Here is a 13834-nt window from a genome sequence, read left to right as displayed (position 1 = left end):
TATTTTTGCTATACTTTTCGCATCGATGATGATAGGGGGTTTTATCGTTGGCAATACTGAATTGCTCATTTGCTAGGAAGTCCTCATGCAAAGCCTGATTTCGGGGCGATACTTTGCGTGAGGTGCGATGGAATGGATTCAATCGCCCAAACTTCATTTTATCGTTTCTAATAAAGGCTTTGCACCTTATTGAATTTCAATATAAATAAGGGGCTGAAAAGCAATGAGTACACCATTTATTAGAAACCACCAGTATAACGTAATTAAAAAACAGTCGGAATTCCTTCTGAGAACGCTGCGAACCGTTGCGGACCGAAGCGTTTTGGAAACCGTAAGGTACCGTGCGGCAATGACGGTTACGGAAGCATTTTCTTCCCTGACGGCGGATCAGCGGAAAATGCTGGAACGAATATCGACCTTCGAAACGGCACCCGATTTTGAAAGACATCTCATTGAATTGGAAGCATTTCTGGAGCCGTATCCGCCGATTACGCAGAAACAGATTGAGAAGTTATTCCCTAAAAATAAAAAATTGAAAGTGCCTGATCTGCAGTCCATCGATTTTCGATTTATGACGTATCTGGGCTGGGTGGACGTCGCCACGAGCCGTCTGTTCATCGTATATCCGTACGAAGGGCAGTTTATCGGCATCGAGGGAAGGATTATGCCGACCAACAAGAAGGGCTACTGCATGTTCTGCAACCGGCACCAGGAACTGGCATTTTTCTCGGTCAAGACCAAAAGCGCCGTGCCCGATAATTTTTCTTCCGTCGGCCAATACGTATGCGTCGATAGCCATGCATGCAATCAGAGCATTACCGATACAGCGTCACTTGAGAAGTTCATTCTCTCTGTTCGGAAATAAAGTTATTGCGGGAAAGGCTGCCCCTAGGGGCAGCCTTTCTTTTTTGGTTTAAGATATAAGAGACAGTAAAAGTTTCGAAGGGACGGCTTCCTTATATCCCAAGAAAAATTCCCGCTAAACGCGGTCTGCCTTCTGTGAAAGTACGTCGATAGACGTTTTTCTTTTAACGGCATTAAATGACTTGGTGAAGGCCGATGGCGATCAGGATCGCCCCCGCAATCCAGCTGGCGCTTCTGCCGAGGCGTTCACCGGCAATTTTGCGGCCGGCCATCGAACAGACGCCTATGCAGATCAAGCTGAACAAACCGGAAAAAATGGAGGTTTCCCAAATGTTGATGTTCGTAATTCCGGCATCGAACCCCCCGGCCAAATTATTGATCGACAGCGCGATGCCAAGAATGACGGATTCCTTGAAATCGACGGTTTTGGATTGATTGAAATCGGCAGCTTCCGGGTTTTTCAAAATTTCCTTGATGAGCCCCGGGGGCGTCTCCTTTTTCGGCTTTTTCCGCTCCAAAAACGGCTGCAGCATCACCCACAGACCGATCGCGACCAAAATGACCATGCCGATGAAGTTGCATATTTCCGGGGGAATCCACAAGGCGATCACCTGCCCGGACAAACCTCCGATAAGCGTAAGCAGAAAACCCATAAAGGCAATGACCGCGCTCGCATAAAAAGGAATTTTGATGTTCCTTACCCCGTAAGCGGCCCCGACGCCGGCATTGTCCAGATTGGACGCCAGCGCGATTGAAACGGATGATAACCATGGTGCAATCATAATCTAAGCACTCCCCTGCATGAATGATGTTTAGAGATTTTGCCGAATCCTCATCGTATCTTATTAAAACCGGCAACAAAAAGTGCCCGTTCGGATCATATAATGTTGAAGAAATCGCAACAAAACGTTGAGGCGAAAAAAAAGGCCGAAAGAGGCGGTGAAACGATGGCTACCGGACATGAAGGCAAACAGGAGGAAAACCGGCTTGGCGAACTGATCAAAACATCGTTGCGCGCCAAATCGTTGTCGATGCGGAAGCTCGGCGGAATGTCAGGCTTGGACGCGGCTTCCATCTCGCGGATCGTCAACGGAAAGCAGCAGCCCAAGCTGGAGCATCTGCATCTGTTCGCGCAGCATTTAGAGATTCCGATTCAGGAGCTTTTGTCCGCCGCAGGTTTTGAAGCCAAGGAAACGAAGGACGACATCAGCGAATTAAGGAATGCGCTAAAAGGCAGCGGCATTCATGTAGAAAACATGGCCGACCAAATCCGCAAGGAATTGCATAAATATGAGGCGTATGCACAAACCGAGGAAGGGCGGGAGCTCATCGAAAGCTCATTTTTGCCCAAACTGGAGCAGCTTCGAAGCAGAGGATATTACATCGACCAATTGAAGGATTTATACGGCGAATACGGATCGGGACGGCTGCCGGAACCCGAGCGTCACGTCATCGGCAGCGCCTTGCTTTATTTCGTCCTGTCGACGGATATTATTCCGGATTTCAGCTTTCCTTTCGGTTACATCGATGACGCGATCGCCGTCGGGATCGTTATGGAGCGGCTTAAGGCGATGCGAAGACCATCGTGATTTTTGCCGGCAAAAATGGTAAAGTGTTAGGTATGGAAAAGGAAATGGCAAATGTTTAAAAAGCAATGGAGCTGATCAACTTGCTGAACCTGCTGAATTTGATGAACCGAATGAACTGGTCCCGTTACGAAAAACATTTATCCGAGCTTAGGAAAAGATTGTTTTGGATACTGGCCGTTTTTGTGGCGTCGATGATTGCCGCCATGTTTTTCACCGGGGATGTGCTGCATTTTCTGAAAAGCAGGCCTCCGGCTTCGCTTGTCGTATGGAACGCGTTTAGTCCGTTTGACGGCATCCGGATCTATATGTATCTCTCCGCGGCGTTGTCGCTGATCGTGGCCGTTCCGTTCACGCTGTTCCAGATCTGGGGGTTCGTGAAAAAAGGGCTGCGCAAGGATGAGCGCAGGGCGGCGTTAAAATATATCCCGGCCGCTTTTGTCCTTATCATCGTCGGGTTTGCGTTTGCTTATTTCGTCGTGTTTCCGATGGCGTTCCGGTTTACGACGGACACGACCAAAAACCTGGGACTCGTCGAAACCTACGGCATCGCGCAATATTTTTCTTTTTTGACGAACATCGTTGCGCCGGTCTCTTTGGCGTTCGAGCTGCCGGTGGTCGCGATGTTTTTGACGAGGCTTCGCATTCTGACGCCGGCCAAGCTGGCGAAAATCCGCAAAGTCGCCTACATGGTGCTTGTATTTATCGCGTGCATGATTTCACCGCCCGAGTTTTTTTCGCATATTTCCGTCTCGCTGCCGTTTATCGTGTTATACGAAATTAGCGTGTTTATGTCCCGGGTAGTGTACCGCAAGCAGCAGCGGCTCGACGGCAACTATGAGGACCGGATGAATTACGGGACGGTTTCTTGATCGGACAAGTGTGATCCGCTATGAATCGAGCGATCTTGTTACAGAATTAAAGGAGGTTTCAACCAAATGCTAAGCGATATCGGTTTGCCCGGATTCATTTTGCTGGCGTTGCTCGCCCTGCTATTGTTCGGGCCGAACAAGCTCCCGGGACTGGGGCGTTCCGCGGGAAAGGCGCTGCGTGAAGTGAAAAGGGAAATGAACGAAATATTCGGGGATTCCCGGCCGGCGCCGCGGAAAACCGCGGAAGCGCCGAAAACGGACGAACCTCAGGCGGCACCCGTTCAGCCTGATCCCCGGCAGTCCCGCAATCTTCCGGAATAAATTTCCATGACGCGGCGGCGAATAGCCTGTTGACATGACGAAGCCCGTCTGTCATAATTCTTGTAGCTGAATGAAATGAAATGAATCTGAAGCAGGTCGCTTCAGTTCAATCCATCTGAATAAGACCTTTAAATCAGTCCCGTGAGGCTGGCAAGGTAACGTGAACCGAGGTTCACTTTCGCGGCATGCGCATGCCTTTTTAGCGCGGTCTCGTAAGGGTGCCTTGTGTCCGAATGTCCAAGAGACTTTAACTCCTTGCCAAGAGCGGCAAGGAGTTTTTTGCATGTTCACGGGCGATAATGTAGTCAATATCCCTTAACAAAAAGGAGTGTAGAGCATGAGCAACGAGGTGCATGTCATTATGGATGAAGCGGCGATCCGCCGCGCACTGACACGGATTGCACACGAAATACTGGAGAGGAACAAGGGGATTGAAAACTGCGTTTTAATCGGCATCAAAACAAGAGGCGAGTTTCTGGCAAAACGCCTTGCAGCCAAAATACTTGAGATCGAAGGCACGCCGGTGCCATGGGGAGCGATTGACGTCACGGCGTACCGCGACGATCAAAAGCAAGCCGATCCGAAAACCGCCCTGGATGGGAACCAAGAGCTTAAAGCTCTCGAAATAGAAGAGAAAAAAGTCATTTTATTCGATGACGTGCTGTATACCGGCCGGACGATCCGGGCCGCCATGGATGCGCTCATGGATTGCGGCAGACCGCAGATGATCCAGCTGGCGGTGCTTGCGGACCGTGGGCATCGGGAACTGCCGATAAGACCGGATTATATCGGAAAAAACGTGCCGACATCAAAACAGGAGCAGATCGAAGTCGCGCTGACGGAAACCGACGGCAAAGACGAGGTAACGATTTTTCAAAACCGGGAGGAGAAATGACGATGATGACGATGACGAAGCTTAAGGAACGCAGTCTGCTCGGACTGAAGGATCTGAGCCGTGGCGAAATCGACTCCATCCTCGAACGGGCCGCCTATTGGGCGGCTCGGGAAGAGAAGGTGATCCCGGTCCTGAACACGCGGTTTGTGGCCAACATGTTTTTCGAGAACAGCACAAGAACCCGGTTTTCCTTCGAAATGGCCGAAAAGCGGCTCGGCGCGCAGGTGCTGAACTTCGCTGCCGCGGCCTCCAGCGTGGAGAAGGGCGAATCGATTTACGATACGGTCAAAACGCTTGAATCGATGGGGATCGACGCCGGGGTCATCCGGCTGAAGCCGGTAGGCGTGCTTCAAGAGTTGGCAGGCAAAATTTCGGTCCCGCTGATCAACGCGGGGGACGGAAACAACGAACACCCGACGCAAGCGCTGCTGGACCTGCTGACGATGAAAAGAAAGTTCGGAACATTGCAAGGACTCAGCGTTTCGATCATCGGGGACGTATCGCACAGCCGGGTGGCCAGATCGGATCTGTGGGCGCTGCGGAAGTTCGGCGCCGAAGTCAAATTTTGCGCGCCGCCGAATATGCAGGCGCCAGAGCTTGACGTTCCTTATGTAAGCATCGAAGAAGCATTAAAATCGGATGTCGTCATGATGCTGCGGGTACAGCTTGAACGCCATGAAACGGGCATGCTGGGATCTGCGGAAGAATACCGAAAGCAGTACGGATTAACGGAAGAACGGGCAGCCAAGCTTTCCAAACATACGCTGATCATGCATCCGGCGCCGGTGAACCGGAACGTGGAAATCGATGACGCTGTCGTCGAATGTGAGCAGTCGGCCATATTCACGCAGATGAGCAACGGGGTTCCGGTACGGATGGCCGTCATGGAAAGAGCGTTATTGTAGGCGAAAGCAGGAATTTTCATGCCATTGCATTAATAAATATACACAAATCTGAATGAATATTATACAATAGATTGGAAGCCACAGCGCCAATCAACGAGCGGAGGTAAACAGCATGCATATTATCGCGAACGCCAGCGTGTTGAATGAACAAGGCGAACTTACGAAAAAGCATATCGTTTTGGAGGACGGGGTCATCCGCACCTTGATCGACGGGGACTCGGAATGGAAACCGGCCGATGGCGCGGAAATCACGGATGCGGCCGGGAAGCTGGTAACGCCGGGGCTCATCGATATGCACGTTCATTTGCGCGAGCCTGGCTTTGAACATAAGGAAACGATTGAAACGGGCAGCCGTTCGGCAGCCAAAGGCGGTTTCACGACGATTGCCTGCATGCCGAACACCAAGCCGGTGACGGACAATCCGGAAACGGTGCGGCTGGTGCTGGACAAGGCGCGCGAAGCGGGACTGGTCAAAGTCCTGCCTTACGCGGCGATCACGGTCCGGGAGCTCGGGCGAGAACTGACCGATTTTGCCGCGCTGAAGGCCGCCGGTGCGATTGGCTTCACGGATGACGGCGTGGGCGTTCAGAATGCGCAAATGATGAAAAACGCGATGCGCCTCGCCGCCGAGCTCGATATGCCGGTCATTGCGCATTGCGAAGAAAACTCGCTGGTGGAAAAGGGCTGCGTCACGGAAGGCAAGTTTGCCGAGAAGCACGGGCTGGTCGGCATCCCGAACGAATCGGAAGCGATTCATGTCGGGCGCGACATTTTGCTCGCCGAAGCGACGGGCGTTCACTACCATGTATGCCATGTCAGCACGGAACAATCGATCCGACTGATCCGCCAGGCGAAATCGATCGGCATCAACGTCACCGCAGAGGTGTGTCCGCACCACTTGCTGCTGTCCGACGAGGACATACCGGGCCTGGACGCCAACTGGAAAATGAACCCGCCGCTCCGCTCGCCGCGCGACGTACAGGCGTGCATCGAAGCGCTGCAGGACGGGACGATCGATATGATCGTCACGGACCATGCGCCCCACACCGAAGAGGAGAAAGCCAAAGGCATGGAAATGGCGCCGTTCGGCATCGTCGGCTTCGAAACGGCATTTCCGCTGCTGTACACGAAATTCGTGGAAACGGGGCTTTGGGATCTTTCCTTCCTCGTGCGCCGCATGACGGCCGATCCTGCGAGAGTGTTCGGACTGAATACAGGACGGCTGGAAGAGGGTGCGCCTGCGGACCTGACGATGATCGACCTCGAGACCGAAAAAGAGGTCGATCCGCAAACCTTCGCCTCGAAAGGGCGGAACACGCCGTTTACCGGCTGGAAGCTGAAGGGCTGGCCGGTAAAAACATGGGTGGACGGCAAAGTGGCATGGGCTGAATAACCTTCGCCCGGATTCGAGATAGATTCAGGCTAAACGCTATTTAACAGAAGAGAAGTACGTATTTGACAGAGGGAGTGAGTAGAATGCAGGCAAGATTGCTTCTGGAGGATGGAACACTGTTTACGGGCAGTGCATTCGGAGCCGAAGGGGAAAAAACAGGCGAGGTTGTATTCAATACGGGGATTACCGGCTACCAGGAGGTGCTGTCCGATCCGTCCTACTGTGGGCAAATCGTGACGATGACCTATCCGTTGATCGGAAACTACGGCATTACGCGCGACGATTTCGAATCCGTGGCCCCGTTCGTGAACGGGTTCGTGGTAAGACGGCATGAAACGGTGCCGAGCAATTGGCGCGCGGAATACAACGTAGACAGCCTGCTGAAAGAATACGGCATCGTCGGCATCAGCGGCATCGATACCCGGATGCTAACCCGGATGATCCGCCAGCACGGAACGATGAGAGGGATCCTCACGACTTCGGCCGCATCGGTTGAAGAGCTGAGAGAACGCCTGGCGGCCAGCCCGATTCTGACAAATCAGGTCGCTACGGTATCTACCAAACATATGTACAGCAGCCCTGGCTCGAGAGAGCGGATCGTATTGGTGGATTACGGCGCGAAAACAGGCATTTTGCGCGAGCTGACGGCCCGCGGCTGCGACGTGGTGGTAGTGCCTCACGACACGACGGCAGACGAAATCCGCCGCCTGAATCCGGACGGCATCCAGCTGTCCAATGGACCTGGGGACCCGAAAGACGTGCCGCATGCCATCCGCACGATCCAGGAACTGCTCGGCGAGTACCCGATCTTCGGCATCTGCCTCGGACATCAGCTGTTCGCGCTCGCTTGCGGCGCCGATACGGAGAAATTGAAATTCGGACACCGCGGGGGCAACCACCCGGTCAAAGACCTGAGAACGAACCGCTGCTACATCACTTCCCAAAACCACGGCTATACGGTTAAAGAGGATTCGGTCGCAGGCACGGAGCTTGAAGTGACGCATATCAACAACAACGACAAAACCATCGAAGGCTTGAAGCATAAAACATATCCGGCGTTCACCGTGCAATACCATCCGGAAGCCGCGCCGGGTCCATACGATAACGGCTATTTATTCGATCAATTCCTTGACATGATCAGAGAACATAAACAGCAAAACCCGGCCAACCCGCGTCAGGCTGAACTGGCTGCAGCCGCGAAAGGAGAACGTTAATTATGCCATTGAACAAACAACTTAAGAAAATCCTCGTCATCGGCTCGGGGCCGATCGTCATCGGCCAAGCGGCGGAATTTGACTATGCGGGCACGCAGGCCTGTGAAGCGCTGAAAGAAGAAGGCGTTGAAGTCGTATTGATCAACAGCAACCCGGCTACGATTATGACCGATACCAACATGGCCGACAAAGTGTACATTGAACCGATCACGCTCGACTTTGTCACCCAGATCATCCGCCAGGAGCGTCCGGACGGACTGCTGCCGACGCTTGGCGGCCAGACCGGCCTGAACATGGCCGTCGAACTGGCGAAAGCGGGCATCCTCGAACAGGAAAACGTGAAACTGCTCGGCACGCAGCTGACATCCATCGAAAAAGCCGAGGACCGCGACCTGTTCCGCGAGCTGATGCGCGAGCTGGAGCAGCCGGTTCCGGAAAGCACGATCGTCACGACGCTGGAAGAAGCGCTTGCTTTTGCGGATGAAGTCGGATATCCGGTCATCGTTCGTCCGGCGTATACCCTTGGCGGCACCGGCGGCGGAATTTGCGCGACCGAAGAAGAGCTCCGCGAGACGGTTTCCTCCGGGATCCGCTACAGTCCGATCGGACAATGCTTGATCGAAAAAAGCATCGCGGGCATGAAGGAAGTCGAATACGAAGTCATGCGCGACGCCAACGACAACTGCATCGTCGTCTGCAACATGGAAAACTTCGACCCTGTCGGCGTGCATACCGGCGACAGCATCGTCGTCGCGCCAAGCCAGACGCTGTCCGACCGTGAATACCAAATGCTGAGATCGGCGTCCCTGAAAATCATCCGCGCCCTGAACATCGAAGGGGGATGCAACGTTCAGTTCGCGCTCGATCCGCACAGCTATCAATATTACGTCATCGAAGTGAATCCGCGGGTCAGCCGCTCGTCTGCGCTCGCATCCAAAGCGACCGGTTATCCGATCGCAAAAATGGCGGCCAAAATCGCCCTCGGTTACACGCTTGACGAGCTCGTCAATCCGGTAACCGGCCAAACTTATGCATGTTTTGAGCCTACGCTGGACTACATCGTCAGCAAAATCCCGCGCTGGCCATTCGATAAATTCATTCACGCCAACCGCAAGCTCGGAACGCAAATGAAAGCGACCGGCGAGGTCATGGCGATCGGACGGACGTTCGAGGAATCGATGCACAAGGCGATCCGCTCTCTGGAGATCGGCGTACATCGCTTCTACTTGAAAGGCAGCGAGGAATTGAGCGAAGAAGTGCTGAAGGAACGCCTTGTCAAAGCCGACGACGAGCGCATCTTCCTGATCGCCGAAGCTTTCCGCCGCGGCTACGATCTGCAAACCGTGCAGGATCTGACCAAAGTGGACTGGTGGTTCCTCGATAAGCTGCAAGGCTTGATCGCTTTCGAAGCGCAAATCCAGCAAAAGGAACTGACGCCGGAAACGCTGTATGAAGCCAAGCGGCTGGGATTTACCGACCGCGCGATCGCCGAGCTCCGTACGCAGGCGTTGGCGGACAGCTACACGAAAGAAGTTGAAGTGCGTGAATATCGCCAGCAGCAAGGACTTCGCCCGGTATACAAAATGGTAGATACATGCGCGGCCGAGTTCGAGGCATCCACGCCATATTATTACTCGACTTATGAAACGGAAAACGAAGTGACGCCATCGAACAAAGAGAAAGTGGTCGTGCTGGGCTCCGGTCCGATCCGGATCGGGCAAGGGATCGAATTCGACTATTCGACGGTGCATGCGGTATGGGCTATCCAAAATGCGGGTTACGAAGCGGTGATCATCAATAACAACCCTGAAACGGTATCGACGGACTTCAACACGTCGGATCGTCTGTACTTCGAGCCGCTGTTCTTCGAAGACGTCATGAACGTCATCGAGCAGGAAAAACCGATCGGCGTCATCGTGCAGTTCGGCGGTCAAACGGCGATCAACCTCGCCGGTCCTCTAAGCGCCGCCGGGGTTCCGATTCTCGGCACAAGCCTTAAAAGCATCGACGAAGCGGAGGACCGCAAAAAATTCGAAGCGCTGCTTTCCCGCCTTGACATCGCCCAGCCGAAAGGCAGCACGGTAACGTCCGTGGACGAAGCGGTTGGAACGGCGCAATCGCTCGGCTATCCGGTTCTGGTGAGACCTTCTTACGTCCTCGGCGGACGGGCGATGGAAATCGTGTATTCCGACGCCGAACTGCTGAGCTACATGGAAGAAGCGGTCAAAATCAATCCGGAGCATCCGGTTCTGATCGACCGTTACATGCTCGGCAAGGAAGTCGAAGTCGACGCGATCTGCGACGGCGAAACGGTGGTCATCCCGGGCATCATGGAACATATCGAACGCGCAGGGGTGCACTCCGGCGACTCGATCGCGGTGTATCCGCCGCAGCATCTGGAGCAGCATCTGAAAGACAAAATCGTCAGCATCACGACGCGCATCGCCAAGGAATTGAAAACGGTCGGCCTGGTTAACATCCAGTTCGTCATCTACCAAGACGAGGTGTACGTGATCGAAGTCAACCCGCGTTCTTCCCGGACGGTGCCGTTCCTGAGCAAGGTGACGACGATTCCGATGGCGAACCTCGCCACGCAGGCGATTCTCGGCAAAAAGCTGAAGGATCTGGGCTACGAAGAAGGCATGTGGCCTGAAAGCGAATATGTGTCGGTCAAAGTTCCGGTATTCTCCTTTGCGAAGCTGCGCCGCGTCGAACCGACGCTCGGTCCCGAAATGAAATCCACGGGCGAAGTGATGGGACGCGACCTGCAGTATGCCAAAGCGCTCTACAAAGGCTTGATCGGCGCAGGCATGAAAATTCCTTCCACCGGTGCGATTATCGTGACCGTAGCCGACAAGGATAAAGAGGAAGCGGTCGAGCTGATGAAAGGCTTCCGCCGCCTCGGCTACAAAATTTACGCGACGGGCGGAACGGCCCAAGCGCTTAGCGAAGCCGGCATCCTCGTGACGACGGTGCAAAAGCTGAGCGACGGCACACCGAACATTCTCGACCTGATCCGCAACGGCGAAGCGCAGTTCGTCTTCAACACGCTGACGAAAGGCAAAACGCCGGAACGCGACGGATTCCGCATCCGCCGCGAAGCGGTGGAAAACGGAGTCGTCTGCATGACGTCGCTGGATACCGTCAGAGCGCTTCTTCACATGCTGGATACGATCAACTTCTCGTCCCAAGCCATGCCGGCATTCGCCGACCGCTAGGGGGCTACGATAGATGAATGAACGATACAGGGAAATGGCGGGCCGCTTAATCGTGGCCCTGGATTACCCGGATGCGGATCAAGCCGCGGCGTTGCTGCGGGAGCTTGAAGGCATCCCGTGTTACATGAAGGTGGGCATGCAGCTGTATTATGCTGCAGGCCCCGATTTTGTGCGCGATTTGAAGACCCGGGGGTACAAAGTATTCCTGGACCTGAAAATGCATGACATCCCCAACACGGTCAAGGGTGGAGCGGAAAGCATCACCCGTCTTGGCGTGGACATGTTTAACGTGCATGCCGCAGGCGGAACGGACATGATGAAGGCTGCGCTTGAGGGCGCGGACAAGGCGCTGGCTTCCGACGGCTCGCTGCAAAAGCCGCTTGTCATTGCCGTCACCCAGCTGACGAGCACCGGCCAGGACATGCTGAACGATGAAATCGGCATTCCCGGGACGGTAAGGGACGCGGTGATCCGCTACGCCGAGTTGACCCAAGCCGCCGGCCTTGACGGCGTCGTCGCTTCCGCGCAGGAAGCCGGCGATATCGCCCGCGCTTGCGGCGCAGGGTTTATTACCGTGACGCCGGGCATCCGGCCTGCGGGGAGCGATCAGGGCGACCAGAAACGCGTTCTGACGCCGGGAGAAGCGATACGCGGCGGCAGCAGCTACATTGTCGTCGGACGGCCGATAACGGCCGCAGAGAAGCCGAGAACGGCAGCAGAACAAATCATTAAGGAGATGTTGGAAGCATGACGAATCTTGCAGAAATCCCTGGACGGATCGCGGCGTATTTGCTGCAGATCGAGGCGGTGGCCTTGCGCCCGAAAAATCCTTTTACTTGGACTTCCGGCATCAAATCGCCGATCTATTGCGATAACCGGTTGACGATGTCGTATCCGGAAATCCGCGAATTTATCGCGGAATCGTTTGCGGCGGTCATCCGCGAGCAGTACCCGGATACCGAGGTGATCGCGGGAACGGCAACGGCGGGTATTCCTCATGCCGCTTGGGTGGCGCAAAAAATGAACCTGCCGATGGCCTACATCCGCGATAAGGCCAAAGGCCACGGCAAGGAAAATCAAATCGAAGGCATCATCAAACCGGGGCAAAAAGTGGTCGTCATCGAAGACCTCATTTCCACCGGAGGCAGCTCGATCAAAGCCGCTAAGGCGGTTCAGGATACCGGCGCCGAGGCGCAAGCGGTGCTGGCGATTTTCAGCTACCAGCTGGACAAGGCCGTACAAGCCTTCAACGAGGCCGGAATCCCGTTCCAAAGCTTGTCCAATTACACGGCTTTAATGGAAGTGGCTTTGGACAAAGGCGTGATTCAACAAGACGACGTGCAAGCCCTCAAAGCCTGGAGAGAAGATCCTTCTTCCTTCGGCGCATAAAACCAGAAAAGCAGCCTTCAGAGGCTGCTTTTCGTTTCACGTTAAAAACCCTTGTCCTTTTTCGAAAAGAACAAGGGTTTTTCTTTTTGTCCATGCTGCATGCATTCGCTCTGTTTAGTGGATCGCGCTTTTTTCGAAATTGCCGCCGAGCACGTCCGATACATGCTCAATGGCAATGAACGCTTTCGGATCGATTTCCTGCACAACCGATTTCAGCTTGGCGAGCTCAAGTCTGGTCACGACGCAGTAAATCATTTGCGTATCTTCGCGGGAATAGCCGCCGCGCGCGTAGATAAAGGTGGTGCTGCGTCCGAGCCGGTCCTGGATCGTTTGCGAAATTTCCTCGTATTCGCTGGAAATGATCGTCACGGATTTGGATTCGTTCAAGCCTTCGACGACGATATCCATTACTTTTGAAGCCATATAATATGTAAAGATGGAGTACATCGCGGAATCCCAGCCGAACACGAAACCTGCGACGATAAAAATGAACACGTTCATGATCATGATGATCTGGCCCACGGGAACGCGGGTTTTTTTGGAGAGAAGGATGGCTACGATTTCCGTTCCGTCCAGAGAGCCGCCAAACCGGATCACCAGGCCGACGCCAAGGCCTAAAATCAGTCCGCCGAACAATACGGCGAGTATTTTTTCATTCGTAAACGGGCTGACATGATGCAAAAGCTGTGTCGTGACAGACATGACGACGATGCCGTACAACGTGGAGATGGCAAAGGTTTTGCCGATTTGCTTGTAACCCAAGAATAAAAACGGGAGGTTGATGATAAAGAGGAAGATACCGAGCGGGAGCGTCGTAATTTTGGACAATACGATGGAAATACCGGTAATGCCGCCGTCGATGATATCGTTCGGGACAAGAAAAACTTCGAGCGCAACCGCCATTAATACGGCGCCCGCCGTAATGAAGATAAATTTTTTCAGCAGTTCGACGGGAGTGAGTTTCCTGTGTGTTTTAGCCATTCGAATTCCTCGCTTCCAGAAAGTATGTTAAACAGAACCAATTTCATAAAGGAGCAAAAAGTACGGAACGAAACGATACATAGATATACAAAAACGTTTATGATCTATATATGTCTTGATTGAAGCAGCTAACGGTTTATGAAATTGATTCAAACTAAGTAAATATTATAAATTAATTTTGAAATAATCTCAAAGA

13 protein-coding genes are annotated in these 13834 nt (G+C 53.5%); 11 read left to right on the top strand and 2 right to left on the bottom strand.

Features of this window, described 5'->3' with window-relative positions; genetic code table 11:
* Positions 1–223: 223 nt before the first annotated feature.
* Positions 224–865 (top strand): FusB/FusC family EF-G-binding protein, encoded by a 642-nt coding sequence (locus tag RJP21_RS05110; protein ID WP_310858367.1) that lies wholly within the window; start codon positions 224–226, stop codon positions 863–865.
* Between the two features lie 172 nt (positions 866–1037).
* On the opposite strand, the gene ytaF is transcribed toward RJP21_RS05110, so the two are convergent.
* Positions 1038–1646: a sporulation membrane protein YtaF gene (gene ytaF, locus RJP21_RS05105; protein ID WP_310858366.1), complete on the bottom strand. Its 609-nt coding sequence runs from the start codon at positions 1644–1646 to the stop codon at positions 1038–1040.
* A gap of 165 nt (positions 1647–1811) precedes the next feature.
* Here ytaF and RJP21_RS05100 point away from each other — a divergent pair, with 165 nt between their 5' ends.
* From RJP21_RS05100 to pyrE, 10 genes are all read left to right on the top strand, one after another.
* Positions 1812–2453, top strand: coding sequence for a DUF1232 domain-containing protein (locus tag RJP21_RS05100; protein ID WP_310858365.1), 642 nt, complete (start codon positions 1812–1814; stop codon positions 2451–2453).
* A gap of 80 nt (positions 2454–2533) precedes the next feature.
* Positions 2534–3322 (top strand): twin-arginine translocase subunit TatC, encoded by a 789-nt coding sequence (gene tatC, locus RJP21_RS05095; protein WP_310858364.1) that lies wholly within the window; start codon positions 2534–2536, stop codon positions 3320–3322.
* Between the two features lie 66 nt (positions 3323–3388).
* Positions 3389–3643 carry a twin-arginine translocase TatA/TatE family subunit gene (locus RJP21_RS05090; protein ID WP_160044677.1) on the top strand — a complete coding sequence of 85 codons (255 nt, stop codon included), beginning with the start codon at positions 3389–3391 and terminating at the stop codon, positions 3641–3643.
* A gap of 337 nt (positions 3644–3980) precedes the next feature.
* Positions 3981–4538 carry a bifunctional pyr operon transcriptional regulator/uracil phosphoribosyltransferase PyrR gene (gene pyrR / locus RJP21_RS05085; RefSeq protein ID WP_310858363.1) on the top strand — a complete coding sequence of 186 codons (558 nt, stop codon included), beginning with the start codon at positions 3981–3983 and terminating at the stop codon, positions 4536–4538.
* Between the two features lie 2 nt (positions 4539–4540).
* Entirely contained in the window at positions 4541–5443 is a 903-nt protein-coding gene (locus RJP21_RS05080) for an aspartate carbamoyltransferase catalytic subunit (RefSeq protein ID WP_310858362.1), read from the top strand.
* A gap of 112 nt (positions 5444–5555) precedes the next feature.
* The gene (locus RJP21_RS05075) at positions 5556–6836 is read left to right on the top strand and encodes a dihydroorotase (RefSeq protein WP_310858361.1); all 1281 of its coding nucleotides are present in this window, start codon (positions 5556–5558) and stop codon (positions 6834–6836) included.
* A gap of 83 nt (positions 6837–6919) precedes the next feature.
* Positions 6920–8050: a carbamoyl phosphate synthase small subunit gene (locus tag RJP21_RS05070; RefSeq protein ID WP_310858360.1), complete on the top strand. Its 1131-nt coding sequence runs from the start codon at positions 6920–6922 to the stop codon at positions 8048–8050.
* A gap of 2 nt (positions 8051–8052) precedes the next feature.
* Complete coding sequence (carB, locus tag RJP21_RS05065) at positions 8053–11268, top strand: carbamoyl-phosphate synthase large subunit (protein ID WP_310858359.1); 3216 nt, start codon at positions 8053–8055, stop codon at positions 11266–11268.
* A 13-nt stretch (positions 11269–11281) separates the two neighbouring features.
* A complete protein-coding gene (gene pyrF / locus RJP21_RS05060; protein ID WP_310858358.1) occupies positions 11282–12019 on the top strand; it encodes an orotidine-5'-phosphate decarboxylase in 738 nt (245 codons plus the stop codon).
* Positions 12016–12657, top strand: coding sequence for an orotate phosphoribosyltransferase (gene pyrE / locus RJP21_RS05055; protein ID WP_310858357.1), 642 nt, complete (start codon positions 12016–12018; stop codon positions 12655–12657). Before pyrF ends, pyrE begins: the two co-directional genes overlap by 4 nt.
* 114 nt (positions 12658–12771) lie before the next feature.
* Here pyrE and RJP21_RS05050 read toward each other — a convergent pair whose 3' ends face one another.
* A complete protein-coding gene (locus tag RJP21_RS05050) occupies positions 12772–13638 on the bottom strand; it encodes a YitT family protein (protein ID WP_160044685.1) in 867 nt (288 codons plus the stop codon).
* Positions 13639–13834: the final 196 nt, after the last annotated feature.

The organism is Paenibacillus sp. VCA1 (genome assembly GCF_031583795.1).
In the GTDB taxonomy this organism is placed as follows: Bacteria; Bacillota; Bacilli; order Paenibacillales; family Paenibacillaceae; genus Paenibacillus_AQ; species Paenibacillus_AQ albilobatus.
Note: the sequence above shows the minus strand (reverse complement) of the source record. Positions and strands in the feature narration are given on the sequence as shown.

Excerpts from the sequence above, each read along its gene's own strand:
- RJP21_RS05110 (WP_310858367.1), top strand. The coding sequence starts at position 224 with ATGAGTACACCATTTATTAGAAACCACCAGTATAACGTAATTAAAAAA.
- ytaF (WP_310858366.1), bottom strand. The coding sequence starts at position 1,646 with ATGATTGCACCATGGTTATCATCCGTTTCAATCGCGCTGGCGTCCAAT.
- RJP21_RS05100 (WP_310858365.1), top strand. The coding sequence starts at position 1,812 with ATGGCTACCGGACATGAAGGCAAACAGGAGGAAAACCGGCTTGGCGAA.
- RJP21_RS05090 (WP_160044677.1), top strand. The coding sequence starts at position 3,389 with ATGCTAAGCGATATCGGTTTGCCCGGATTCATTTTGCTGGCGTTGCTC.
- pyrR (WP_310858363.1), top strand. The coding sequence starts at position 3,981 with ATGAGCAACGAGGTGCATGTCATTATGGATGAAGCGGCGATCCGCCGC.
- RJP21_RS05080 (WP_310858362.1), top strand. The coding sequence starts at position 4,541 with ATGATGACGATGACGAAGCTTAAGGAACGCAGTCTGCTCGGACTGAAG.
- RJP21_RS05075 (WP_310858361.1), top strand. The coding sequence starts at position 5,556 with ATGCATATTATCGCGAACGCCAGCGTGTTGAATGAACAAGGCGAACTT.
- RJP21_RS05070 (WP_310858360.1), top strand. The coding sequence starts at position 6,920 with ATGCAGGCAAGATTGCTTCTGGAGGATGGAACACTGTTTACGGGCAGT.
- carB (WP_310858359.1), top strand. The coding sequence starts at position 8,053 with ATGCCATTGAACAAACAACTTAAGAAAATCCTCGTCATCGGCTCGGGG.
- pyrF (WP_310858358.1), top strand. The coding sequence starts at position 11,282 with ATGAATGAACGATACAGGGAAATGGCGGGCCGCTTAATCGTGGCCCTG.
- pyrE (WP_310858357.1), top strand. The coding sequence starts at position 12,016 with ATGACGAATCTTGCAGAAATCCCTGGACGGATCGCGGCGTATTTGCTG.
- RJP21_RS05050 (WP_160044685.1), bottom strand. The coding sequence starts at position 13,638 with ATGGCTAAAACACACAGGAAACTCACTCCCGTCGAACTGCTGAAAAAA.